Annotated in this window: 16 protein-coding genes, 5 tRNA genes and 3 rRNA genes; 3 read left to right on the top strand and 21 right to left on the bottom strand. The window is 52.2% G+C overall.

What is annotated here, in order from left to right:
• Positions 1–358: 358 nt before the first annotated feature.
• Both ACRQU7_RS18920 and ACRQU7_RS18925 read right to left on the bottom strand, forming a co-directional pair.
• Entirely contained in the window at positions 359–1,306 is a 948-nt protein-coding gene (locus tag ACRQU7_RS18920; protein ID WP_444642678.1) for an IS30 family transposase, read from the bottom strand.
• Between the two features lie 244 nt (positions 1,307–1,550).
• On the bottom strand, positions 1,551–1,790 hold the full coding sequence (locus tag ACRQU7_RS18925; protein ID WP_444642680.1) for a helix-turn-helix domain-containing protein: 240 nt from the start codon (positions 1,788–1,790) through the stop codon (positions 1,551–1,553).
• 81 nt (positions 1,791–1,871) lie between these two features.
• Here ACRQU7_RS18925 and ACRQU7_RS18930 point away from each other — a divergent pair, with 81 nt between their 5' ends.
• Positions 1,872–2,033 (top strand): hypothetical protein, encoded by a 162-nt coding sequence (locus ACRQU7_RS18930; protein ID WP_156103926.1) that lies wholly within the window; start codon positions 1,872–1,874, stop codon positions 2,031–2,033.
• A gap of 40 nt (positions 2,034–2,073) precedes the next feature.
• Here ACRQU7_RS18930 and aroF read toward each other — a convergent pair whose 3' ends face one another.
• From aroF to ACRQU7_RS18975, 9 genes are all read right to left on the bottom strand, one after another.
• Positions 2,074–3,090: a 3-deoxy-7-phosphoheptulonate synthase gene (gene aroF, locus ACRQU7_RS18935; protein ID WP_444642682.1), complete on the bottom strand. Its 1,017-nt coding sequence runs from the start codon at positions 3,088–3,090 to the stop codon at positions 2,074–2,076.
• 169 nt (positions 3,091–3,259) lie between these two features.
• Positions 3,260–3,376: ribosomal RNA gene (rrf, locus tag ACRQU7_RS18940) — 5S ribosomal RNA — on the bottom strand.
• 173 nt (positions 3,377–3,549) lie between these two features.
• On the bottom strand, positions 3,550–5,166 hold the full coding sequence (locus ACRQU7_RS18945) for a putative ABC exporter domain-containing protein (RefSeq protein ID WP_141826712.1): 1,617 nt from the start codon (positions 5,164–5,166) through the stop codon (positions 3,550–3,552).
• On the bottom strand, positions 5,163–5,882 hold the full coding sequence (locus ACRQU7_RS18950; protein WP_444642685.1) for an ABC transporter ATP-binding protein: 720 nt from the start codon (positions 5,880–5,882) through the stop codon (positions 5,163–5,165). The genes ACRQU7_RS18945 and ACRQU7_RS18950 overlap by 4 nt, the downstream gene beginning before the upstream one ends.
• Before the next feature lie 40 nt (positions 5,883–5,922).
• The gene (locus ACRQU7_RS18955; protein ID WP_444642687.1) at positions 5,923–6,372 is read right to left on the bottom strand and encodes a zinc ribbon domain-containing protein; all 450 of its coding nucleotides are present in this window, start codon (positions 6,370–6,372) and stop codon (positions 5,923–5,925) included.
• Between the two features lie 373 nt (positions 6,373–6,745).
• Positions 6,746–9,577: ribosomal RNA gene (locus ACRQU7_RS18960) — 23S ribosomal RNA — on the bottom strand.
• 333 nt (positions 9,578–9,910) lie between these two features.
• Positions 9,911–9,987 (bottom strand) — tRNA-Ile (locus tag ACRQU7_RS18965).
• Between the two features lie 128 nt (positions 9,988–10,115).
• Positions 10,116–10,191: transfer RNA gene (locus ACRQU7_RS18970), tRNA-Ala, on the bottom strand.
• Positions 10,192–10,443: 252 nt separating this feature from the next.
• A 16S ribosomal RNA gene (locus ACRQU7_RS18975) occupies positions 10,444–12,005 on the bottom strand.
• The 16S and 23S rRNA genes sit together here with 2 tRNA genes alongside, the layout of an rRNA operon.
• A gap of 479 nt (positions 12,006–12,484) precedes the next feature.
• On the opposite strand from ACRQU7_RS18975, the gene sleB reads away from it, so the two are divergent.
• Positions 12,485–13,165 carry a spore cortex-lytic enzyme gene (gene sleB, locus ACRQU7_RS18980; protein ID WP_038322408.1) on the top strand — a complete coding sequence of 227 codons (681 nt, stop codon included), beginning with the start codon at positions 12,485–12,487 and terminating at the stop codon, positions 13,163–13,165.
• Between the two features lie 105 nt (positions 13,166–13,270).
• Here sleB and ACRQU7_RS18985 read toward each other — a convergent pair whose 3' ends face one another.
• From ACRQU7_RS18985 to ACRQU7_RS18995, 3 genes are all read right to left on the bottom strand, one after another.
• On the bottom strand, positions 13,271–14,461 hold the full coding sequence (locus ACRQU7_RS18985) for a GH25 family lysozyme (RefSeq protein ID WP_444642689.1): 1,191 nt from the start codon (positions 14,459–14,461) through the stop codon (positions 13,271–13,273).
• A 217-nt stretch (positions 14,462–14,678) separates the two neighbouring features.
• Positions 14,679–15,200, bottom strand: a complete 522-nt coding sequence (locus tag ACRQU7_RS18990) for an LptM family lipoprotein (protein WP_444642692.1) — start codon at positions 15,198–15,200, stop codon at positions 14,679–14,681.
• A 310-nt stretch (positions 15,201–15,510) separates the two neighbouring features.
• The gene (locus tag ACRQU7_RS18995; protein WP_444645636.1) at positions 15,511–17,094 is read right to left on the bottom strand and encodes an ABC transporter substrate-binding protein; all 1,584 of its coding nucleotides are present in this window, start codon (positions 17,092–17,094) and stop codon (positions 15,511–15,513) included.
• A gap of 471 nt (positions 17,095–17,565) precedes the next feature.
• Here ACRQU7_RS18995 and ACRQU7_RS19000 point away from each other — a divergent pair, with 471 nt between their 5' ends.
• Positions 17,566–18,120: a DUF1697 domain-containing protein gene (locus ACRQU7_RS19000; RefSeq protein ID WP_444642694.1), complete on the top strand. Its 555-nt coding sequence runs from the start codon at positions 17,566–17,568 to the stop codon at positions 18,118–18,120.
• Positions 18,121–19,139: 1,019 nt separating this feature from the next.
• Here the strand turns inward: ACRQU7_RS19000 and ACRQU7_RS19005 are convergent.
• From ACRQU7_RS19005 to ACRQU7_RS19035, 7 genes are all read right to left on the bottom strand, one after another.
• Positions 19,140–19,216 (bottom strand) — tRNA-Val (locus ACRQU7_RS19005).
• Between the two features lie 26 nt (positions 19,217–19,242).
• Positions 19,243–19,317: transfer RNA gene (locus ACRQU7_RS19010), tRNA-Glu, on the bottom strand.
• A 6-nt stretch (positions 19,318–19,323) separates the two neighbouring features.
• Positions 19,324–19,400: transfer RNA gene (locus tag ACRQU7_RS19015), tRNA-Met, on the bottom strand.
• Between the two features lie 287 nt (positions 19,401–19,687).
• Positions 19,688–21,166, bottom strand: coding sequence for an IMP dehydrogenase (gene guaB, locus ACRQU7_RS19020; RefSeq protein WP_038322405.1), 1,479 nt, complete (start codon positions 21,164–21,166; stop codon positions 19,688–19,690).
• Between the two features lie 179 nt (positions 21,167–21,345).
• On the bottom strand, positions 21,346–22,098 hold the full coding sequence (locus ACRQU7_RS19025) for an acyl-[acyl-carrier-protein] thioesterase (RefSeq protein WP_444642696.1): 753 nt from the start codon (positions 22,096–22,098) through the stop codon (positions 21,346–21,348).
• Between the two features lie 86 nt (positions 22,099–22,184).
• Positions 22,185–23,462, bottom strand: coding sequence for a serine--tRNA ligase (gene serS / locus ACRQU7_RS19030; protein WP_444642698.1), 1,278 nt, complete (start codon positions 23,460–23,462; stop codon positions 22,185–22,187).
• A gap of 59 nt (positions 23,463–23,521) precedes the next feature.
• Entirely contained in the window at positions 23,522–24,376 is an 855-nt protein-coding gene (locus ACRQU7_RS19035; RefSeq protein ID WP_444642700.1) for a ParB/RepB/Spo0J family partition protein, read from the bottom strand.
• Positions 24,377–24,381: the final 5 nt, after the last annotated feature.

The following is a 24,381-nucleotide window of genomic DNA, read 5'->3' on the forward strand; positions in this document are numbered from 1 at the left end:
GATTGCTCCGAAACTCCTTTCGCCGCGCCGGGCGCGGCACCTCCCTCACAGAGGGAGGCAGGGGTTCGCTCTCTTTAGGCTCCCTCTGGGAGGGAATTTGACCCGCTTTTCCGTTCCCCCCGTCAATGAAAACCACAGCAGTATCGTATCTCATAGAGATACCTTGGGGATACCTGGGGGTAACAGAGAATTTTGTATTCCCGACATTGCTTAGAACGACAGATTTAGGGATCGATTCATCATTTTACTTGCAGTCGAGTTCGCCGTAGGCGCATCCCGGACCGGTAGGTCCAAAATCCCCCTGCGCGTCCTTTGCCTACTTTCGGACAAGGGTGAATTGTCAAGTGAAGTGCAACAGTTAGGAAGAAATAACTTCAGCAGGAGTTTTCCAGTTCAAACATTTACGCGGTCGGTTGTTGAGAAGTTGCATGACAAAAGCCACGGCTTCTGGGGTAAGCTCGGTAAAGTGGGTTCCTCTGGGAAAAAACTGGCGAATCAATCCGTTCGTATTTTCCACAGTTGGCTTTTGCCATGGAGATGCAGGGCGAGTGTAATAGTACAGTGCCTCAAAGCGGCTCTCAAATTCATGATGACAGTTGAATTCGATCCCTCGATCCGATGTTACCGTACGGAGCGGAAGTTTGCCTCCTTCAAAGAAAAACTCAAAGCCCCGCATGACCTCTTCTCTCTTACTGTTGCACAGGACGGCAAGGCAGGAGTACCGACTTTTTCGATCGGTCACATTCAGCAAATAGGTATGTCTCGTTTTCCCGAATACGATTGTATCTGCCTCCCAATCTCCGAGCCGTTTTCTCCGCAGAACGTCTTTGCTTCTCTCCCGAATTTCCCTCGCACCGGCTTTGTATCCGCGGGTCTCTCCATGCTTGCGGCCATAGTGACGCAGTTTCATCGTAAGCTGCACGGAACGCGGCAGAAGGTTTGTATGCAGCCAACGATAAATGCTGCTGTGCGAAATCTTCATCTTCTCGTCGTCTGGATAGTCTAACCGGATTCTTCCGGAAATTTGTTCGGGGGACCATGACAGCTCCAGTTTTTCCGCTATGTAAGATGTCAGATCGAGGTCCTGATACAGCTTCGTTCGATGGCATTTCATACGTCGTTCCAAATATTTAGCCTGTGCCGGAACGCTCAGATATTTTTGCCCCGAACGGTTCCTTTTGATCTCCCGACTGATTGTCGCGGGACTCCTTTGTAGCCTGCGTGCAAGCTGTCGCATACTGATTCCGTTATTCCACAATTGGGCTATCAATGCGCGTTCTTTTGGTGTAAGATGATGGTAGTCCATAAAAAGCCTCTCCTTCAGTGGTGTCTCTTCAACTCCTACTGTATCATGGATTTGGCTTTTTGTGGACTCTGTCTATCCTCCTGTTGCACTTGTTATTTTAATCCGCCCAAGATCGAAAGTAGGGGCCCGCCCGGCCTGAGGGCGAAGCTGACGATCAACTCCTACTTGCGGCGATGCTCTCATGAAGCAGGCGGAGACTCCTTCCGTCGCGGACCCGCCCGGCCCGTGGGCGGAATAAGACCCGTTATAAAGCCCTTTTCTTCGGATAGGGCTTTTTTTCATCGGTAAGGCCCAAAAGATAGTCCACACTGGTTTGGTATATTTCAGACAATTTCATCAGTATTTCGGGGGAAATTGCGTTGACTCCGTTTTCATAGGCGGAATAAGTCCTCCGATTGATAAACAGCAAATCGGCAACATGCTGCTGTGTCCAGTCCCGGTCTTCTCTCAGCTCTCTAATTTTATTATAAATCAATATTCTCACCCCAACCTGATTATAAATGCCAGAATTTCTGCCATTGACTTTTGGCAGAAATTCTGGCACAATAAGATCGAGGTGATAAAAGTGGAACCTTATCGGGAAATGTACTATCTTCTATTTAACCGTGTAACCGACGTTATCCGCGATTTGCAGGACGCTCAGAAAGAGACGGAATCCCTTTTTCTGGAAAAGGGCCCGGAGCATCCGATTTCCGCGCTGCGGATTTATCCGAAGCATAAAGATTAGTCCATAAAAAAGGCGGCTGAAAATTCAGCCGCCGGAATCGCTATTGCATTTCTCTTCCTATGACCTTCGCGAGCGCGCCCACCTTCTGAAACAGGGTCGCGTAAGCCTCGGGAGTGAGCTGCTGTGCGGCGTCGCTCATCGCGACCTTAGGGTTGGGATGCACCTCGATAATCAGCCCATCGGCACCTGCGGCGATTCCCGCGAGGGATAGGGACGTAATATACTTTGATTTTCCCGCCGCATGGGACGGGTCGATAATAATCGGCAGGCTGCTGCGTTCCTTGACCACCGGCACAGCGGAAACGTCGAGCGTATTGCGCGTCGCGGTTTCAAAGGTGCGGATGCCGCGTTCGCAAAGCACAACATTGTAGTTGCCCTCGCTCATAATGTACTCCGCGGCGTCCAGCCATTCCTCCACGGTCGAGGAAATGCCGCGTTTGAGCAGCACCGGGATTTTAGAGCGGCCCACTTCGCGCAGCAAACGGAAGTTCTGCATATTCCGCGCGCCGATCTGAAGCATATCGCAGTATTTTCCCGCGGTATCGATCTGGTCGTGCGCCACGATCTCGCTGACCACCTTCAGCCCGCAGGCGTCCGCGGCTTTCCGCATCAGCTTCAGGCCTTCCTCCTCCATCCCCTGAAACGAATAAGGGGAGGTTCTTGGCTTGTAAGCGCCCCCGCGCAGAAAATGAGCGCCAGCCGCCTTTACGCCGACAGCTGCCTGTGTGATCTGGTCCTCGCTTTCCACCGCGCAGGGACCGGCCATCATCACCAGCTTCTTCCTGCCGATGACCTCTTCCCCCACCTGTACCACGCGCCCGTCCGGGCACATCTCCCGGCTGGCCAGCTTATAGGAATGCATGATGGGGACGCATTTTTCAACGCAGTCCATCAGCTCAAAGTCAAATCCGCCGAGCTTCGCCTTATCGCCCAGGACGCCGACGATCGTCGCCTGGGAACCGGTGGAAAGGTTCGCGCCAAGGCCGTGTTCTTTTAAGGCCTCTATGACTTTCTCCACGTCCTGTTTCGTGGACCCGTTTTTCATTACAATAATCATGATTTCATACCCTTTTTTCCGCGTTACGGAAAGTCTTCCTGTAATACGCTTTCATAACTTTATGCTTTAAACCGTTAAACTTATTATACCTTTTTCGGGGGGGAATTGCAAGCCCGGAATCCCCGGAGTATAAAAAAACAGCCACCCTATTGGGTGACTGCTTTTATCATGTTGGCACCTTCCTATTGTCCCGGGCCGTTACCAGCCAAGTATCTTCGGCACCAGTGAGCTTAACTTCCGTGTTCGGGATGGGAACGGGTGGACCCTCACCGTCATCAGCACCAACTTTGTTCAGTTCTCGCGACGACTTGATTATAATACCACCATCTCCGACAAAATGCAAGTGTTTTTTAAAAATAATTTAATTTTTTGTTACATGGGAGTAAACTCGATTCTATTTTGGACGGTTTTTTCGGCTCTTATACACCGAAAACACGGATTTTTAAGGCTTTTGCAGGCTTAGCTGTTCATTTCGGCGGAACTCAGCATATTGCGGCAGGCTGCGAAAATCCCGATGGATACCAGCACATTGCTGATAAAAACCGGCAGCCCCAGCAGCGTCAGGGGAATATTTTCAACAAGGAGATAAAGCGCAAGGCTGATTCCCGCTCCCGGCAGCAGCAGGACAATCAGCATCAGCATATAGGCGAACATCAGCAGTCCCTTATTTACCAGCTGGCCGAATATCCGCTGGGAAAGGACGTTCCCCGCGGTATAAATAAAGCCCATGGAAGCATAGAGCAGCATACAGACGAGCGCGGTAACAGGATTCGCGCGCAGCATGACGCCGAGCACGGCGAAAATGATCACGCCGTCTACAACCGGCGTCAGAAGCGTCGTCAGGCTGGCCCAGAACAGCTTTGCGAACGGTTTTTCCGGTACCAGGTAAATATACGGCTTCATCAGCTCCAGCGTCCAGTCGCCGGCGGCATTGAAGAAGAACTGGATATAGCTGCTCATACTCAGCGCAATCACCAGAATGAGGCCGCTGGGCATCCCGTCGTCCCTCGCTCCGCCGCTGATCGCCCTGAGCACGAACGCCAGAATCACGTTGATCGCCAGCAGCACAATGCTGGTGCCACGGAGAAACGGGATACGGTTTTTACGTTTCATTTCACGGATATGCTTGAAGAAAAAGACGCTCGCTCCCCATCCGTGCCAAATACCCGTGTCCGTCACCCGGCGGGGCTGGGTGTTCATGCCGCGCACTCCCGCCGTCTTTCCGTCTTTCACTGCCTGTTTCAATTCAAATGTGCTTTCGGTGGTCTGGAGCACATCCTCATAATAATCCGAATTGCTTTTGGCGAACAGAAGGACGCTCCCCGCAACCACTGCCGCGTTCAAAGCCGCGAATACGGCGGCGCGCACGGTATCCCCGTTCATGATGGCGAATACCATTCCCTTGATCCATCCGACAACCGGCGCGAATTCCAGATATGGCGAGGCCAGCGCGGCGAAAAGCGACTGCTGGTTGGCACCGTGGAACCAAAAATTACTCAGGGTAAACGCCACCATCATCCCGATTTCCGCGTACAGCACCGTTTTAATCCATCCTGTGCGCTCCGGGCGGCCGCTGGAGTAGCTGTAGACCAAAAGGGTAATCAGCTGAATGGTGAACACGATCAGCGCAATTCCGGCCACCAGCGCGACCATCTGCCAGACCGTAATCCCAAACAGGTTAATCGCCATTCCGGCGTAAAACATCAGAAAAATCATCATAAAGATGCTGGAGGCCATCTGCTTGACAAGGCCGTAGGCAAGTATTTTTTTAGGGGAAATAGGCGAGACAAACAGGAAATTCACATCGGACATTCTGAAAAACGTAGCCCCGCTTTTCAGCCCGCTCAGCACACTGGGGACCGTAATCAAAAAGAGAATGGCAAAATAAACCCCGTGCAGGATCCCAATGTCCAGGTAGCTGCCGGGTTCGCGTACTTCGCGTTCCGTTCCGTTTAACAAGGAGAGCCCCAGCATTGCCGCCAGAAACAGATACAGAATCAGCCTCGCCGGGTGGTGCAGCAGGTCGATCACGGCGTTTTTGATTTCCTTCCGGATCAAATACAGTATCGCTCTCATCGCGCATCCCCGCCCGTCTGCGCGCCTTCCGTAATGGAAAAGAACAGCTGTTCCAGATCCTCGCCGGTGCTTTCTATTTCCGCGCGGGTGCGGACCGCAGCGATTTTTCCGTCCATCATAATCAGGGCCTTATCCCAAAAGTCCCGCACACTGTCCAGCATGTGTGTGCTGACCAGAACGGCGCAGCCCTTTTCCCGCAGCTCCGTCAGCATAGTTTTCAGCTCCTTGATCGCATGTGGGTCCAATCCGATCAGGGGTTCGTCCATCAGAACCACCTTTGGCTCAGGAAGCAGCGCGCAGCAGATGCTGAGCTTCTGCTGCATTCCCTTACTCAGCTCCTTGCCCAGCTTCTTGCGCTTATCGTCCAGCTCCATGCGTTCCAGCAGCGCCCTGGCTTTATCCTTCCAGTCCTCCACCTTATATGCACGTGCGATAAATTCCAGATGCTCGTAGACCGTCAGCGTTTCAATCGGCGCCGGTATTTCCGGAATATAGCCGAAATTCCGCTTTGCCTCCACGGTTTTATTCGGATATCCGCAGACGGCGATATTCCCGTTAAAGCGCAGCAGCCCCGCGATACACTTGATCGCCGTTGATTTTCCCGCGCCGTTGGGACCGATCATCACCGCGATTTCGCCCGGATCCACCCGGAAATTCAGATGGTCGTTCGCCAATGTATTTCTGTATTTCTTTGTTAAGTCTAAAACTTCAAGCATTGCTGTCCTCCAAGCTTCTATTCGCGATTCTGTCTGTTCGTTAATAATAAAAGGAATTCCCTCCGAAGGAAGAGATGCTCACCACAAAAACCATGCACACAATAACGGCAAGAAGGGCCACGCCCGTCAGCGCAACGGCGATGGTAAGGAAAAGCTTCGCGCGGCGGACCTGCTCTCCCGCCAGGGGATTCCTATTCTGTGGGGGCTGGTTCGGCGCTCCGCACCGCGGGCAGACCGCGTCATAAAAATAATGTCTGAAACCGCAGTTGGGGCACATAATATAGTTCCTTGACGAATTTCGGATACAAAGATATATAATGCCCGGAATCAGACCCAAAAATCCGATCAGAAGGCCCCACATCAGCGCGTCCGGGTTCGCTTTCGCACAGGCGTCATTGTAGGCCGCCAAAGCAAAAAGCACGCGTGCGGCAAGCGCAAGTAAGCTGACAACCATGATTAAAAAAAGGACTCCAATACCGACAGATGCCACTGCCACCATCCTCCGTTCGTATAGGCGTTCTGTTTTCGCCTTCTGTATTAAAAGATGAATACAATGGTACGGGAAAACTCACAAAAAGTCAACCCCATATGCCCTTTGATATCCACGCGGAAATCATTACCAGACAAAAAACATTCATAATTTCATTTTAAATGCAAAAAAAGACCCATCTAAACGATAGGTCTTATGTTCTATCCATATTGTACACTGAGAACCAAACTTAGCAGTCGGTACGCGCTTCCGGCAATCATAGCGAAAAACACACTGCGTATGCTCTTTGCATTTCTACAGGTACAAATTGTACACTGAAAACTGAATAAAGGGAAGGAAGCAGAAGTGAGAAATGAGGGTTGCCAAGAAAAATATGGTCAAGCCCTCGGCCTATTAGTACTGCCAAGCTGAATACGTTACCGTACTTACACACGCAGCCTATCAACCTTGTAGTCTTCAAGGGGCCTTACTAGCTTACGCTATGGGATATCTAATCTTGGAGTCGGCTTCACGCTTAGATGCTTTCAGCGTTTATCCGATCCGCACATAGTTGCCCAGCTGTGCCATTGGCATGACAACTGGTGCGCCAGCGGTGCGTCCATCCCGGTCCTCTCGTACTAAGGACAGCTCTCCTCAAATATCCTGCGCCCACGACAGATAGGGACCGAACTGTCTCACGACGTTCTGAACCCAGCTCGCGTACCACTTTAATCGGCGAACAGCCGAACCCTTGGGACCGAATACAGCCCCAGGATGTGATGAGCCGACATCGAGGTGCCAAACCTCCCCGTCGATGTGGACTCTTGGGGGAGATCAGCCTGTTATCCCCAGGGTAGCTTTTATCCGTTGAGCGACGGCAATTCCACTCTCATACCGCCGGATCACTAACTCCAACTTTCGTTACTGCTCGGGCCGTCACCCTCGCAGTTAGGCCAGCTTACGCGTTTACACTCAAAGGCACGGTTTCCGTCCGTGCTGAGCTGACCTTTGAGCGCCTCCGTTACTCTTTTGGAGGCGACCGCCCCAGTCAAACTGCCCGTCTAACAATGTCCCCCGGCCGGATTCACGGCCGCAGGTTAGAATTTCAGCAACTTAAGAGTGGTATCCCAACAGCGACTCCACAAAGGCTGGCGCCCTTGCTTCGCAGTCTCCCACCTATCCTGTACATAAATTACCGAAACCCAATATTAAACTGCAGTAAAGCTCCATGGGGTCTTTCCGTCTTGTCGCGGGTAACCGGCATCTTCACCGGTACTACAATTTCGCCGGGCGGGTAATTGAGACAGTGCCCAGATCGTTACACCATTCGTGCGGGTCGGAACTTACCCGACAAGGAATTTCGCTACCTTAGGACCGTTATAGTTACGGCCGCCGTTTACTGGGGCTTCAATTCAATGCTTGCACATCTCCTCTTAACCTTCCAGCACCGGGCAGGTGTCAGCCCCTATACTTCATCTTGCGATTTGGCAGAGACCTGTGTTTTTGCTAAACAGTCGCCTGGGCCTATTCTCTGCGGCCACATTGCTGTGGCACCCCTTTTCCCTAAGTTACGGGGTCAATTTGCCGAGTTCCTTAACTACCCTTCTCCCGTTGGCCTTGGAATTCTCTTCCTATCTACCTGTGTCGGTTTGCGGTACGGGCGCCGAAGATATACATAAGACTTTTCTCGCCCTGCGCTAAGCATACTTCCCTACTCTAATTTCGGTCCCTTACGCCCGGGTCAACCATCGCCCGGGTTATGCCCTTTGCAGGTGTCCTCTTACTTAAATCTTTTGGCGGCTACGGAATTTCCACCGTATGTGCATCGGCTACGCCTCTCGGCCTCACCTTAGCTCCCGGCTTACTTGGAGCGGACGAACCTTCCTCCAAAAACCTTAGACTTTCGGCCAATATGATTCTCACACATTTCTCGCTACTCATTCCGGCATTCTCACTTGAATAAAGTCCACCAGCGCTTCCGCTCTGACTTCACCCCTTATTCAACGCTCTCCTACCATTCCTTACGGAATCCCAAGCTTCGGTATATGATTTAGCCCCGTTAAATTTTCGGCGCAGGGTCACTCGACCAGTGAGCTATTACGCACTCTTTTAATGAGTGGCTGCTTCTAAGCCAACATCCTGGTTGTCTGTGCAACCCCACATCCTTTTCCACTTAACCATATTTTGGGACCTTAGCTGTGGGTCTGGGCTGTTTCCCTTTTGACAACGAAACTTATCTCACGCTGTCTGACTCCCGTACATCAATTATCCGGCATTCTGAGTTTGATAGGTTTCAGTAGCCTTTCGGCCCCTAGACCATTCAGTGCTTTACCTCCGGTAATCTAATACGAGGCTAGCCCTAAAGCTATTTCGGAGAGAACCAGCTATCTCCGGGTTCGATTGGAATTTCTCCGCTACCCACACCTCATCCGCTACTATTTCAACAGGAGTCGGTTCGGTCCTCCATGGGGTTTTACCCCCACTTCAACCTGGACATGGGTAGGTCACCCGGTTTCGGGTCGAATACAACTGACTTCATACGCCCTGTTCAGACTCGGTTTCCCTGCGGCTCCATCCCTTAAGGACTTAACCTTGCCAGTTACATTCACTCGCCGGACCATTCTACAAAAGGTACCCGATCACCCTTTGACGGGCTCTCGGTGCTTGTAAGCACAAGGTTTCAGGTTCTTTTTCACTCCCCTTCCGGGGTCCTTTTCACCTTTCCTTCACAGTACTGTTCACTATCGGTCACTGGGTAGTATTTAGGCTTGGAGGGTGGTCCCCCCATATTCCCACCGGGTTTCACGTGTCCGGCGGTACTCTGGATACAGCTAGGCGCTTTCCTTTTTCGCATACGTGACTCTCACACTGTTTCGTTGGCCTTCCCATGCCATTCTGCTAAATTCCAGCATCCACATTGCTGTCCGAACCCCGGGAGTATTGCTACCCCCGGTTTGGCCTCTTCCGCGTTCGCTCGCCACTACTAGCGGAATCTCATTTGATGTCTTTTCCTCGCCCTACTTAGATGTTTCAGTTCAGGCGGTTCCCCTCATACACCTATGAATTCAGTGTATGATAACTGGACATGACTCCAGTTGGATTGCTCCATTCGGATATCTATGGATCAATGCCCACTTACGGCTCCCCATAGCTTTTCGCAGTTAGTCGCGTCCTTCATCGGCTCCCAGTGCCAAGGCATTCCCCTTGCGCTCTTTGTAGCTTGACCATGTGTTTTTTCTTGGTTCTTCTTTAAAAATTTGAAATTGTAGATTTTAAATCTAAAAATAACAAGTTATTTCTCGCTTAATATCTGCTTCTTCTTTATTCAGTTTTCAATGTACACGGCCGCAGGCCGTTTCATCGCGGGACAGCTCCCAGATCAAAAGACCCGTTCTGTCGCGGATTCTACCTTCTGCCGACCTTTTCCACACGATACCCTTTCCTCCACAGAAGTGAATTCAAACTACCGTATGTATTTTTGAGGACTTCCTCCGTTACGCGGGCACTCCGCTTCCTCTTTCAAGTTTGCTTTGTGCGCGGCAAAAACGGACTGTGTCCGTGGTGGGCTTAAGTGGACTCGAACCACCGACCTCACGCTTATCAGGCGTGCGCTCTAACCGGCTGAGCTATAAGCCCATATTCCGGCGTTCAGGTTGTCACCCTTAGCCACATTTTGTTTTGGCTCGTCTTCGCTTCTTTCCGCGTGCACTCATTTCACGTTTCCGTCAAATCTTACCCGCGAATTGTCTGCGGCGACTCGCCGCTGGTGGAGATTAACGGGATCGAACCGTTGACCTCCTGCTTGCAAAGCAGGCGCTCTCCCAGCTGAGCTAAACCCCCATATAAAGGTAGCTTCACTCAGGTGTTCTACCCTTGTTTCCACTTCTCTGAAAGCTCTCTTGCAGTTCTGTGCCGGGAGCCGGTTGTTACCGTCCCGCCACACCGGGGCAATTTCCTGCTGCATTCCTGCGGCGGGCCATTGTCACCGGGCACTGCCCGGGGCCTTCAAAATTAAACAACGATTCGAATTTCGTCTTCCGTAACCGACCTAGGATGTTAGACCAGCCTATTCAGCTGCTCATGTCTCCATAGAAAGGAGGTGATCCAGCCGCACCTTCCGATACGGCTACCTTGTTACGACTTCACCCCAGTCGCCAATCCTACCTTCGGCAGCGCCTCCCTTGCGGTTAGGCTACTGACTTCGGGTATTACCGGCTCCCATGGTGTGACGGGCGGTGTGTACAAGGCCCGGGAACGTATTCACCGCGGCATGATGATCCGCGATTACTAGCAATTCCAACTTCACGCAGGCGGGTTGCAGCCTGCGATCCGAACTGAGACTGTTTTTTAGGTTTTGCTCCACCTCGCGGTCTTGCTTCCCTTTGTTAACAGCCATTGTAGTACGTGTGTAGCCCAGGTCATAAAGGGCATGATGATTTGACGTCGTCCCCACCTTCCTCCGTTTTGTCAACGGCAGTCTGATTAGAGTGCTCTTGCGTAGCAACTAATCACAGGGGTTGCGCTCGTTGCGGGACTTAACCCAACATCTCACGACACGAGCTGACGACAACCATGCACCACCTGTCTCAACTTTCCCCGAAGGGCACCTGATGCATCTCTGCTTCGTTAGTTGGATGTCAAGACCTGGTAAGGTTCTTCGCGTTGCTTCGAATTAAACCACATACTCCACTGCTTGTGCGGGCCCCCGTCAATTCCTTTGAGTTTCAACCTTGCGGCCGTACTCCCCAGGTGGATTACTTATTGTGTTAACTCCGGCACGGAAGGGGTCAGACCCCCCACACCTAGTAATCATCGTTTACGGCATGGACTACCAGGGTATCTAATCCTGTTTGCTACCCATGCTTTCGTGCCTCAGCGTCAGTTAAAGCCCAGTAAGCCGCCTTCGCCACTGGTGTTCCTCCCGATCTCTACGCATTTCACCGCTACACCGGGAATTCCGCCTACCTCTACTTCACTCAAGCTCCACAGTTTCAAACGCAGTCTATGGGTTAAGCCCATATATTTCACGCCTGACTTGCAGAGCCGCCTACGCACCCTTTACACCCAGTAAATCCGGACAACGCTTGCTCCCTACGTATTACCGCGGCTGCTGGCACGTAGTTAGCCGGAGCTTCCTCCTTGGCTACCGTCATTTGTTTCGTCACCAAGGACAGAGGTTTACAATCCGAAAACCGTCTTCCCTCACGCGGCGTTGCTGCATCAGAGTTTCCTCCATTGTGCAATATCCCCCACTGCTGCCTCCCGTAGGAGTCTGGGCCGTGTCTCAGTCCCAATGTGGCCGTTCAACCTCTCAGTCCGGCTACCGATCGTCGCCTTGGTGGGCCTTTATCTCACCAACTAGCTAATCGGACGCGAGTCCATCTTTCAGCGGATTGCTCCTTTGATATTCAGACCATGCAGCCCAAATATGTCATGCGGTATTAGCGTCCGTTTCCAGACGTTATCCCCCTCTGAAAGGCAGGTTACTCACGCGTTACTCACCCGTCCGCCACTAAATTAAGCTCAACACCCACCACTCGGTCAGGTGTCCCCACCAAACAAAGTGTTCGGTGTTAAACTTAATTCCGTTCGACTTGCATGTGTTAGGCACGCCGCCAGCGTTCGTCCTGAGCCAGGATCAAACTCTCTAAAATATTGTATATAATCGCCCGAAGGCGTTTATATCGAAATACTCAGAGTTTTTGAAGAGCTCTAAATACGATACACTAACGTGTATTTTCGTTGTCTTTTAAAGTGACAACCAACTTCGTCCGAAAGTACATTCTATACTCTCAAGTTCATTACGGGTTCCTTAATTCTATCGTTGTTTAATTTTCAAGGTCCTGGTCGAAAACTCCGCTTCCGCTCTGTGTTTTTGCCGCTTCGGTTTCGTTTTCGTTTTTTGCGTCTTTCGTAAGGCGCTTGACTATAATACCAAATACATCCCCGTAAGTCAACCCTTTTTCTGAAGTTTTTTAACTTTTTTTTAACATTTGCCTTTTTTCTGTCAATATGGAAAATAATCCCCTGTTTTTGCGCGTTTTCCGGGCCGTTTTTGTAAATCTTTCAATATTTCGGTCTGCTCGGGATAAAACAGCAACGTGAGGGAAAAATTTGTACAGAGGTGTTCAATATGGAAAATAAATTGAAATATGTCTGGGCAATGATCGTTGTGGTGCTGGTAAACATTCTTGTCATCTCAATCGTCACCAATCTGGGCGGCTCGGTTCTGACCCTTTCCAAGGTGGGATCCCAGGGCGAAGAAGTGAAAAGCATCCAGACCAAGCTGAGCAATCAGGGTTATTATAAAGGAAAGATCGACGGAATCTTCGGCAGCCAGACCAAAAGCGCCGTTGTCAGCTTTCAAAAGGCGAAAGGCCTGACAGCCGACGGGATCGCGGGACCCAAAACGCTGGCGGCACTGGGAGTGGGCGGCTCTGCCGGCGCACAGGGAGGCTTCAGCAGTAACGATGTCACCCTGCTTGCCCGCGTTACGTCCGCTGAGTCGCGAGGAGAACCCTATACCGGACAGGTTGCGGTCGCCGCCGTAATCCTGAACCGGATCGAACATCCGTCGTTCCCCAATACGCTGGCGGGCGTTATCTATCAGCCCGGCGCGTTCAGCTGTCTGAATGACGGCGGTATCAACGCCCCTATTTCCGACTCGGCTTACAAGGCCGCGCGTGACGCGATCAACGGCTGGGACCCTTCCGGCGGAGCGATCTATTATTATAACCCCGCAAAGGCCACCAGCAGCTGGATTTTTTCGCGCCCCGTGATTACGGTTATCGGCGACCACCGTTTTTGCAGTTAACCCGGTTCTTATATGATAACATTGGCGCAGAACAAATTGATTGTCCTGCGCCAAATATTTCATATTATGATGGATAGAAAGATGCCGGATAAGCGAACTGCCGCCTTACGCCGCAGTGACGACGCAGCGGCGCACCGGAGTCTGATTCGGCAGTACGGAATAGATGGAGGTAGTCCCGGCGGCGCCCCCCGTGATCTTTACATAATAGCTGCCGTTCAGCAGCTTCTGATAAACGATTTTCGCCACGCCGGAATTTCCGGTGGTAAAGGAGGGCTTCGCGCTGATTCCGTTCGGCGTAAACTTAAACTGGTAGCTCTGGCCCGGCTTTAGGGACAGGGACGAGCCGGTATCGGACAGAATGGTGTTGTCCACAGGAGCCTGTGCCGGGGTCGCGGAAAGGTAATCCACATAGCAGTAGTCCAGATCGACAGAAGTATTGACGCCTCCGATCAGGCCGGCGTCGCTGTACTGCCACATCGTATAGGCGCCGCTGTAATTGGGAGAAGGTACATTATAATGCGCCACCCATTTATCATAAGCGCTCAGCGCAGTGCTGCTCAGGTTGGAATTGAACAGGTTTGCGTTGCTGTAAATTCCGGTCTTATATCCCGCGTTGGCCATGGTGCTGCAGAAGGCGGTGACGATCGCCGAGAGCTGATCCCCCGTCATGGCGCTGTTTACCGCGTTTTGCTCCACATCGTAAAATACCGGGTAATCCAGACGGCGTCCGTTCAGGATGCTGAGGCACATCTGCGCTTCCTGTACGGCAATTTCCGGAGTCGTCGCATAGCAGACGTGATAGGCGCCGACCTTGATTCCGTTCGCGACCGCCCCATCATAATTCGCCGCAAAACAATCGTCCGTCTGTGTTTCCGGCAGTTCGTTCCCGTAGCCGGTACGCAGAATCGCAAAATCCATCCCGGCAAGCTTTACGTTGGCCCAGTCCACGGCTCCCTGATGCTCGGACACGTCAATCCCCTTCAGCACGACATGCACGTCGCAGACGGCGCTGCGTCCGTCCGGCGCGGTGACGGTAACCGTCGTCCTGCCGAGCGCGGAGGCGGTAACGGTCCCGTTTGTCACCGAGGCAACGGCGGGATTGCTCGACGCCCATTGAAGCGAGGACACGCTGCTGTCGCTGACGGTCAGCACGGCGGTCTCCCCCGCTTTCAGATAAAGACTGCCGTTACTGAGCGTAAAGGTCGCGGAAACGCCGGTATCCGCGGCAAAAGCAGTTGTACTGAGCGATACGGCCATTGCCAATACGAAAAGCAAGGCCATCCATTTTTTCTTCATTTCAGTTCCTCCATCGTTTCATAAAAATTTTCCCGTATTCAGGTAAAAGATCATGATGCAGAAGATTTATCGTTTTGCCGGGATCCTGCCAAAATATGGTATTTCTGAATTCTTATTATATTCCTGTCCCTTCCCCTCTGTCAAGAACGGAGCCGTGATTTAGAAGGCACAAAAAAGAGCCTTCCGGCAGTTGCCGGAAAGCCCGTTCGCTGAAAATTTATTTTTTGAACGCTTTAAACAGCTTGGTGACGTCTTCCTGATGCTGTTTGTTTTCATCGGAACCGGAGGTATCCTTATAAATCATAATATATTTCCCGCTGTCGGAAATCACCGCCGGAACGGTCTGGTTCATAATGGTGAACTGATTTTTCGCCTTTACCTCGTCCAGAACGGCGGAAGCCTCGCTGGAAAGACTGCCGGTATCAAATTCATAAAGCTCCACAGTAACATTGTCTTTTCCGTTAAAGCCAAAGTGATATTTCGCGCCCTTTTTCGCACCGATAAAATCCGCTTTCATTTCTGCCGGGGTTCCGGAAATCACGGAATTCGACGAAAGGTATTTTTCGAGACCGGCAAGGCTGTCCTCCATATTGTCCGAACCGACCGCGGAGGAAACCGCCGCCTGGGAGGAAGCGCTTGGCGCCGACTGGGTACCGCCCACATCGCCCATTCCGCAGGCCGCAAGGGAACCGGCCATAACAACCGCCAACGCAAGGATTAAAATTTTCTTCATTTTCATGATAGATCCTCTCTTAAACAAAAAACTTGAATTCTTTGCTGTGACGGCCCTGGCGCAGGCACAGTCCTTTTGCAGGGAATCACAAAATAGCTTGCCCAAAATGATTTCGCTTTTTCAATTGTATACAGCTCCCACCATAAAAGCCGCATCTCATAAGCGGGATTTCAGCCGAAAAGGAAACGCCGTCTAGGTAATTATCTGATTTTTACGATGATTTGTCAACCCTCATTTCACTCCCACGGAAAGGCGCCCCCAGGAAGAAAAAATCCCTGCCTCCCGGAGGAAGCAGGGGAAAAAACCGGAAAACGGATCAGCCATTTTTGGAAACGCCGGAAAGCGGAAGCATCCCGGTCACGTGATACAGAAAATTCTGGACCTTGGGCGACGTCGCGATCAGGTTTGTGGAGTGCGAAATGGGAAGCCACGGTGATTCCTTCGCGGCAAGCTTCTCCGCTTCGCCGTAAACGGCGTTCCGCTCCTCGCCCATCGGCATCTTTACCGCCTTCGCGATCAGGTCCTTATACTCCTGATTATTGAAGCGGGCGTAGTTCATGCCGGGATCGTCCGACGCCAGCAGGCTCAGGAAATTGTCGGCGTCGCCGTTGTCGCCGATCCATCCGGCAAAGCAGATGTCAAAGTCGCCCTGCTGCTGCTTCGTCTTATAGGTGGTCCAGTCGTACGCGTCGATCGTGCAGGTGACGCCCACCTTGGAAAGATATCCCTGCACCGCCTCGGCAAGGGTCTGGCCGTTCGCCGGGTTGTACATCCGCGCGCTGGTATAGGTAATGATATGGACGCTGGAAACCCCCGCCGCTTTCAGGGCCGCCTTGGCGGCTTCCGGGTCATAGTCCGTCTGTTGGACCGTTTTGTCGTACCCCGGCATAAACGTGGGCAAAATGGTGGTCGCTGTCTCCGAATAGCCCTTGTAGAGCGTTTCCGCCAATTCGGGCACGTTGATCGCGGCGGACAGCGCGGCGCGTGTTTTCGCGTCGTTGAACGGGGCGCGGCTGCAGTTGTACGCCAGATAGTTGATGTTCATCCCCGGGGATTTGACGGTCTTATTTCCCGCCGAAGAAATCTGGTCGACCACGGTGTAGTCGATTCCGTCGATGATATCGACCTCTCCGTTATTCAGCGCGACCACGCGGGCGGAATTGTCCTTAATGGTGCGGAACACGACATTCTTCGTAAGCGCCTTGGTCCCCCAGTAGTCGTCGTTGCGAACCAAAACCGTGTTCTGGTCCTTCTGCCAGCTGACGAATTTATAGGGTCCGGTTCCCACGGGATGCTCGTTGACATTGTTGTTGTTCTCCTGCAGCGCCTTGGGGCTGACGATCAGCGCGCCCAGGTTCATGGCCAGGTTGCTCAGGAACGGTGTACAGGGTTCCTTCATATTGATCTTTACGGTGTACTCGTCCACCGCCTGCACGTCCTTTACCGAGCCGTATACGAAGGAAGCGTAGCTCATGTCCTCCGTGACCTTTGGGGGAAGCTGCCTGTCGATATTGAATTTTACCGCTTCCGCGTTAAAGTCGGTACCGTCCTGAAATTTCACCCCTTTGCGCAGGTGGAACTCATAGGTAAGCCCGTCGTCGCTGATGTTCCAGCTTTCGGCAAGGCTGGGCTCCACCTCTGTGGAATCCTTTTTATATTTCAGCAGGCCCTCGTAAATATTGCTCATGATCTTGACCGATTCAATGTCGTCCACCAAAGCGGGGTCCAGGCCGCGCGCGTCCGCCGCGGAACCGTATACAATCGTGTCGCTGCTCCCGCTTTTCGCGCCCTGAGAGGAGGCCGTCCCGCCGGCGTTCTGTGTCCCCTGTTTTCCTCCGCAGCCGGCCATAGCGGACAGCACAACCGCCGCCGTCAGCACCAGTGCCGCCAATTTTTTCATTCTCACTGTATTCATACCCCTTCCATTCATCACTGTGCTTTTTTATTATCCTACCACAGGAAAGGGATAAAGACAAGCGATTTTAAATAGCATCCGCTATCATCCTGCATTTCATTTATAAATTTTCAATTTTATATGGATATTTACAGTAAAAATGAATTATTTTATTTTTGTGATTCAAATAGCCGCAATGAAAAGATTTTCTTTCCGCTCTATTATTTATAGCAATTCCAGTTACGTTTGCGGGACAAAACATGTTCCTCCCCCGCCTTCGGCGGGGGAGGGACGCAACCTTGTTGCAGAATCAACTGCAAATGCTGTAGGAGGTACGCCCGGCAGGAAACATTGGCATTTTAAAACGGGCAGTGATATGATATCGATAAACAGATTTAGGCAATCCGGAGTTTTGTGCGACCGATCAATAAAAAGCTCAGGACGAGACAAAAATAAGATGGGAAAGGGTGAAAAACATTGAAATATGCCGCACTTTTCAGGGGGATCAACGTCGGCGGAAAAAACGTGGTAAGGATGGCGGATTTGGGGCAGCTGCTTTTTCATTCAGGATTAAGCAAAGTAAGAACCTACATCCAGAGCGGCAATGCTGTTTTTGAGACGGCTCTTGCGGAAGCGGATTTACTTGATAAAATAAAAGCCGGTTTTCTTGACCGTTTCGGTTTTGAAAGCAACGTCCTGATACGGAGCGTGGACGAAATCCGGGTTTTAATCGAGCAGCTTCCGATCACGTCGGCGGAAATAGCGGGGGCACAAGCCGCTGACCCACAGGTCGAGCATCTTTACGTCTATTTTTTAGGCGCCCCGCCGGAGCAGGTGCAGAATGATACCATCTGCAGAGAGTATATCGGCCCCGATACCCTGCGGATGGGAAAAAGAGAACTGTATCTACTTTGCCACCAAAGCATCCGTAAGTCGCAGCTTGCCGCACGCGCTTCAAAGGCTTTTGATTCGGCTACCGTACGGAACTGGAAAACCGTCAATAAGCTGTATGACATGATGGTTGATTTATAGGAAAGGAACGCACAGCGTCTTTCACTTCCGGTAACCCCAAAAAATCCGAGCGCGAATTGTTAACTCTTTGCCCGTCGGGACAATTCAGTTGCGTCTGCTATTTTTGAGCCAATTCTGGAAAGAGTTTGCTCTATGCGTTTTTGTTCTATATTGCTTACAATATCAATACCGGGAAAGGTTGTGTTTTTATGTTTAATATTATTAAACCATTCTCAAATGCTAATATTCCGAGAACAATCCGTTTCACGGAGAAACTTTTCGAAGAATTAAACAAAACAGCAGAAGAGAATGATATTTCGTTTAATATGTTGGTATTGCAATGCTGCCGCTACGCGTTAGATCACTTGGTTCAGGACAGTGAGAAATAGCAATGAGGTGGCGCGCCGGGCGCACCGAGGGAGTCCTCAGCTAAATTTCTGAGAAACTCCTTCAGTCAGGCTTTGCCTGACAGCTCCCTCAAAGTGGGGGCCAAATAAAAAAGCACCCTTTCGGGTGCATTTCTTAATTTGTGCCATTTGCTCAATTTAGATGCAGGATTCATACGCGCGCACATAAGCCCGGAAATGAAAAAGAGCGCGGACGCGAATTGCGTCCAGACTCAGTCTGGTGGGCACAAGCGGACTTGGGCGGACACACAGCGTCTTTCGCGCCTTCGGCGGACCCAATCCAAAACCGATTATTCTTCAAGCGCGAGCAATACGGTACCCGAAAGGAAAAACTCCGTACGCGAATTGTCCGCGGCGACTCGCCGCCCGGGGTTCGAGTCCCCAGGCGGGGAATAAAAAAGCACCCTTTCGGGTGCATTTCTATTTGGTGGACACAAGGGGACTCGGGCGGACGCACAGCGTCTTTCGCGCCTTCGGCAGCCCCAATCCAAAACCGATTATTCTTCAAACGCGAGCAATACGATACCCGAAAGGAAAAACTCCGTACGCGAATTGTCCGCGGCGACTCGCCGCCCGGGGTTCGAGTCCCCAAGCGGGGAATAAAAAAGCACCCTTTCGGGTGCATTTCTTATTTGGTGGACACAAGGGGACTCGAACCCATGACCTCTCGCGTGTGAGGCGAGCGCTCTAACCAGCTGAGCTATGCGTCCATAGTCCGCGTGTACAGAATAAAATATGGTGACCCGGACGAGATTCGAACTCGTGAAACCGCCGTGAAAGGGCGGTGTCTTAACCGCTTGACCACCGGGCCATATCATGGTAGCGGCAATTGGATTTGAACCAATGACACTTCGGGTATGAACCGAATGCTCTAGCCAACTGAGCTATGCCGCCATATTCCGCTCTGTATTGAAACGGAGCGTTTTATATTATAACCCGAATTTCTTGTGTTTGTCAACACATTCTCTCAATAATTTTAAAAAAACCATTTTAAGCGCGTTTTTAACTCTGAATCTCCCTTGTGAGCCGGGCGGTAATCCCCTTCGGAAGGATTAATCGCACCGCCGACCATGGCGGAGCAGGCCCCCGCGGCAACGGCGGCTTTGGCCACCGCCTGACAGGGAACCGCCAGCCAGCCTTTTATTTTCTCAAGAATCAGTATCCCCCGATTCCGATCAAAATTATACGGAGAAAGAGTAATTGGGCGCTTCCTTGGTGATCTGGATATCGTGCGGATGGCTTTCCTTCAGACCGGCACCCGTAATGCGGATAAACCGAGCCTTGTCGTGAAGGGCCTGTATGTCCGCGCAGCCGGTATAGCCCATACCGGAACGGATTCCGCCGATCATCTGATAAATAGTGTCCGACAGCGGCCCCTTGTACGGCAGGCGGCCTTCCACCCCTTCCGGAACCAGCTTTTTCTGATCCTGCTGGAAATAGCGGTCCTGGCTCCCCTGGCCCATAGCCGCAAGGCTGCCCATGCCGCGGTACACCTTGAACTGACGGCCCTGATAAAGCTCGGTTTCGCCCGGGGACTCCTCGCAGCCGGCGACCAGAGAGCCGACCATAACGACGTTCGCTCCGGCGGCGAGCGCCTTCACGATGTCACCCGAGAATTTGATGCCGCCGTCCGCGATCACCGGGATGCCGTATTTTTCCGCGGCGCACGCGGCGTCGTAAATCGCCGTGATCTGCGGGACGCCGATCCCCGCGACGATTCTGGTCGTACAGATGGAGCCGGGACCGATACCGATCTTCACACAGTCCGCGCCCGCTTCAATCAGCGCGCGGGTCGCTTCGCCTGTCGCCACGTTTCCGGCAATCAGCTGCAGGTTCGGGAACGCCTTTTTGACCCTCCTGACGGCCTCCAGAACGCCGTCGTTGTGGCCGTGAGCGGAATCCAGCGCAACCACGTCGACCTGTGCCTTTACCAGCTCCGCAACGCGCTCCAGCACGTCGCCGGTGGCGCCAATCGCAGCGCCGCACAGAAGCCTGCCGCCCGCGTCCCTTGCGGAACTGGGGTAACGCACGGCTTTCTCGATATCTTTAATGGTAATCAGGCCCTTCAGATTGCCCTTGTCGTCAACAATCGGAAGCTTTTCGATTCTGTGCTTGCGCAGAATTTCCTGTGCCTGCGCAAGGGTTGTCCCAACCGGAGCGGTGACCAGATTTTCCTTGGTCATAACGGCGGAAATCGGCTGGTCGTAATCCTCGTCGGTCATAAAACGCATGTCGCGGTTCGTGATAATGCCCACGAGCTTGCCGTTTTCACAGATCGGCACACCGGAAATGCGGTATTTCGCCATAATCTCATTTGCGTCGTGTACAAAATGCTGAGGAGAGAGGAAAAACGGGTTTACAATGACGCCGTTTTCAGAACGCTTTACCCGGTCCACCATGTCGGCCTGCTTGTCGATCGCCATATTCTTGTGGATAATGCCGATACCGCCCTCGCGGGCGATCGCGATCGCCATGTTGCTTTCGGTGACCGTGTCCATGGCCGCCGTCATCAGCGGGGTGTTCAGTTTGATGGTTTTGGTGAGCTGAGTGGTGAGGTCCACTTCCCGGGGCAGTACATGGGATTCCGCCGGGATCAGCAAAACATCGTCAAACGTCAGCCCTTCTTTTACAAACTTTTCTGAGTAGTTCGTATTTAACATCTTATCCTCCTGTCACATTCGCGCCGCTGCAAAACTATCATTTCCAGCCGCTTTCTCTCTTCATTCATTTTTTATATATTTTGTTATTATAACATCTGAACCGCGAATATTCAATCAAAAAGCAGCAGATTTTCACCTTTCCATAAAGCGGAAACCAAGTCCCCGGAAAGCATACCGGTTTACGTTTTTTCGCCGACCGGCAAAAGGGTCGCCGCGGCGGTGAAACCGCACCCCCTTGCGTGGACGCCCTGCATCAGCACCCGGCCGTTTTCCTTCGCTGCGTAAATTTTCAAAACGTCGCCCTGTGCGCTTTCGTTTACATAATTGATCTGTACTTCCGCGTACTTGTTTCCCTGTGCGCCGCCCGGCAGAAAATCGGTTAAAATATCGCCGTAAATGGTGTTGTTCAGGTGGCGGTTGTAATCCAGATCGGAATAGCGGATCGGTCTTTCCCCCACCAGCGGAAGATCCTCCGGTACCGTAATCTTACCGACGCGGTCCTCCGGCCCGACTTTTTCTCCGGAAAAAATACCGTAATCCAGAAATTTTTTCGGCCGCATCACCTTATGCGTCACCGGGTCGGCAATGACGGAGGTCTGCATGACGTCTATGATCTTCTCTTCCCCGCTGTAAAACAGAAAATCGCGGTAAAACTGCGCCCCGTTGACCCCGCGCGGGTGCGTTTTGATCGTTATTTGCTCGTTATGTACCGGCATCCGTCTGATTCTGGCACGGTTGGTAATCAGGAGGAATACAATCCCGTCCTCATACATTTTTTCATAGCTCAGCCCCACAAGATCGACATGCTGCTCGCTTGTTTCCTGGCACATGCGCATCAGCACGCTCAGCTTCAAAAGGCGCTGCGCGCCGACCTCGTAGCTGGCAACCCGCACCTCGCGGCAATATTCGTTAATAAGTTCCTTCTGATTCATGTTACACCTTCTGTATCTGTATAAGTAGGGAACGCCCCCTGCGGCGTTCCCTTTTCAGGAGCCCTCAGGGGGAATTCGTTCTGATTTTATCGGATGACCTCGCATCCTATAAACGGACGCAATACCTCCGGCACGGTCACGCTGCCGTCGGCGTTCTGATACTGTTCCACAATCGCGGGGATCACGCGGCTGGTCGCAAGGCCGGAAGCGTTCAGCGTATGGACAAACTGAAGCTTTTTGTCCTCTCCCCTGAATTTCACGTTGCCCCTTCTGGCCTGATAGTCCCGCGCGTTGGAAGCAGAGCTGACTTCTTTATAAATTTCCATGCTGGGAATCCAGACCTCAATGTCGTAGGTGCGCGCCATGGAGAACGAGCAATCGCCCGCGGCGAGCTTGCTCAGGCGGTAATGCAGCCCAAGCTTCTGCACCAGCTTCTCGGCCTTGCCCACCAGCTCGGCGAACGCGTCGTCCGACTGTTCCGGCGTGGTGTACTGTACCATTTCCACCTTGTTGAACTGATGCCCGCGGATCATTCCGCGCTCCTCGGAGCGGTAGCTGCCCGCTTCCCTGCGGTAGCACGGGGTATAGGCGATATATTTGCGCGGCAGTTCCTCCGCTGTAAGCACCTCGTCTCGGTGCAGGTTCACCAGCGCGGTTTCCGCCGTAGGCAGCATAAATTTCTTATCGGTGCTGGTCGGATTCTGAATCCAGTATACCTCGTCGGTGAATTTCGGGAACTGTCCGGCCACATAGCCGCATTCATAATTGAGCATGTGCGGGGGCAGCACCAGCTCATAGCCGTCGTTCAGATGCTCGCTGACGAAAAAGTTGAGAAGCGCCCATTCCATTCTGGCGCCCATCCCGCGGTAGACCCAGGAACCGGCCCCGGCCAACTTCGCGCCGCGCTGATAGTCGATCATGCCAAGGCTTTCGCACAACTCCACATGGTTTTTCGGTTCAAAATCAAAGGAAGGCTTCTCCTTGTAGAAACGGATGGGCTGGTTGTTCTCTTTCCCTCCCGCCAAGAGGTCCTCATCCGGCATATTCGGCAGGGAGAGCAGCAGGGTTTTCTGTTTCTCCTCCAGTTCCCCGAGCTGCGCGTCACTCTCCTTGATTTTTTCGGAAAGCGTCTTTAATTCCGCCATGAGAGAAGCGGTGTCTTCACCCGCTTTTTTCATTACGGGAATTTTCTTTGTAGCGGCGTTCTGTTCTGCTTTCATGGATTCCACTTTTCCGGTTACTTCGCGGCGTTCCTCGTCAATTTTGAGGATATCGTCCACCAGTGCGTCCACATCGATACAGCGTTTTTTCGCTCCCGCTTTTACTTTCTCCGGATTGCTGCGAATCAATTTAATATCCAGCATGTTCTGTTCTCCTTTATATTCCTCTGATTTCTGTATTTCTTTGTTTTTCCACCGTTTTGCTATTCTTTGTTGAAAAGTTCGGCCAGGTTACTCAAATCCTGTTCGCCGTAAAATTCTATCTGCAGAACTCCGCGCTTTTTCGTCCCGGTCACCTGTACCTTCCGGCCCAGATGTTCGTTCAGCGCCAGCTCCACTTCGCTGAAATAAGGAATACGCTTCTTTTCCTTCAGATGCCTGGCAGCAGGCTGTCCGTTTGCCTTTTTAGACATTTTTTCCAGTTCTCTTACAGAAATACCCTGTTCTACCGCCATTTTTGCAGCTTTCAGCATTTCTTCCGGATTCTGGAAGCTTAAAAGAGTCCGGGCATGTCCCGCGGAAAGCGAACCGGACTGTACCATATCAAGAACCTTCTGCGGCAGGTTCAGCAGCCGGAGCGCGTTTGCCACGGTGGGCCGGGACTTTCCGACCGTCTTTGAGACTTCTTCCTGCGTCATTCCGTAGGTTTCCATCAGCGACTGGTATCCCTGCGCTTCTTCCAGCGGATTCAGGTCTTCGCGCTGAAGGTTCTCGATCAGCGCCAGCTCCATTACCTCGCTGTCGCTCATATCGCGGATGACCGCGGGTACTTCAGTGATTCCCGCCATCCGCGCCGCGCGCCATCGCCGTTCGCCGGCTACGATCTGATATCCTCCGCCGAAAATCGGCCGTACCAGCAGGGGCTGCAGCACCCCGTGCCGGGAAATGGAATCGGCGAGCTCGGCCAGCGCCTCATCGTTAAAGTCTTTTCTGGGCTGTGCGCGGTTCGGTTCTATTTCACTGATTTTCAGCGCAACCGCCGCGTTGCGGTCCTCGGTGTCGTTTTCCGCGAAGATCGCGTCCAACCCCTTTCCAAGTCCGCCCTTTTTTACTGCCATCGCTC

Origin of the sequence: Caproiciproducens puteiluti, assembly GCF_052442865.1 — a bacterium.
Taxonomy (GTDB): domain Bacteria; phylum Bacillota; class Clostridia; order Oscillospirales; family Acutalibacteraceae; genus Caproiciproducens.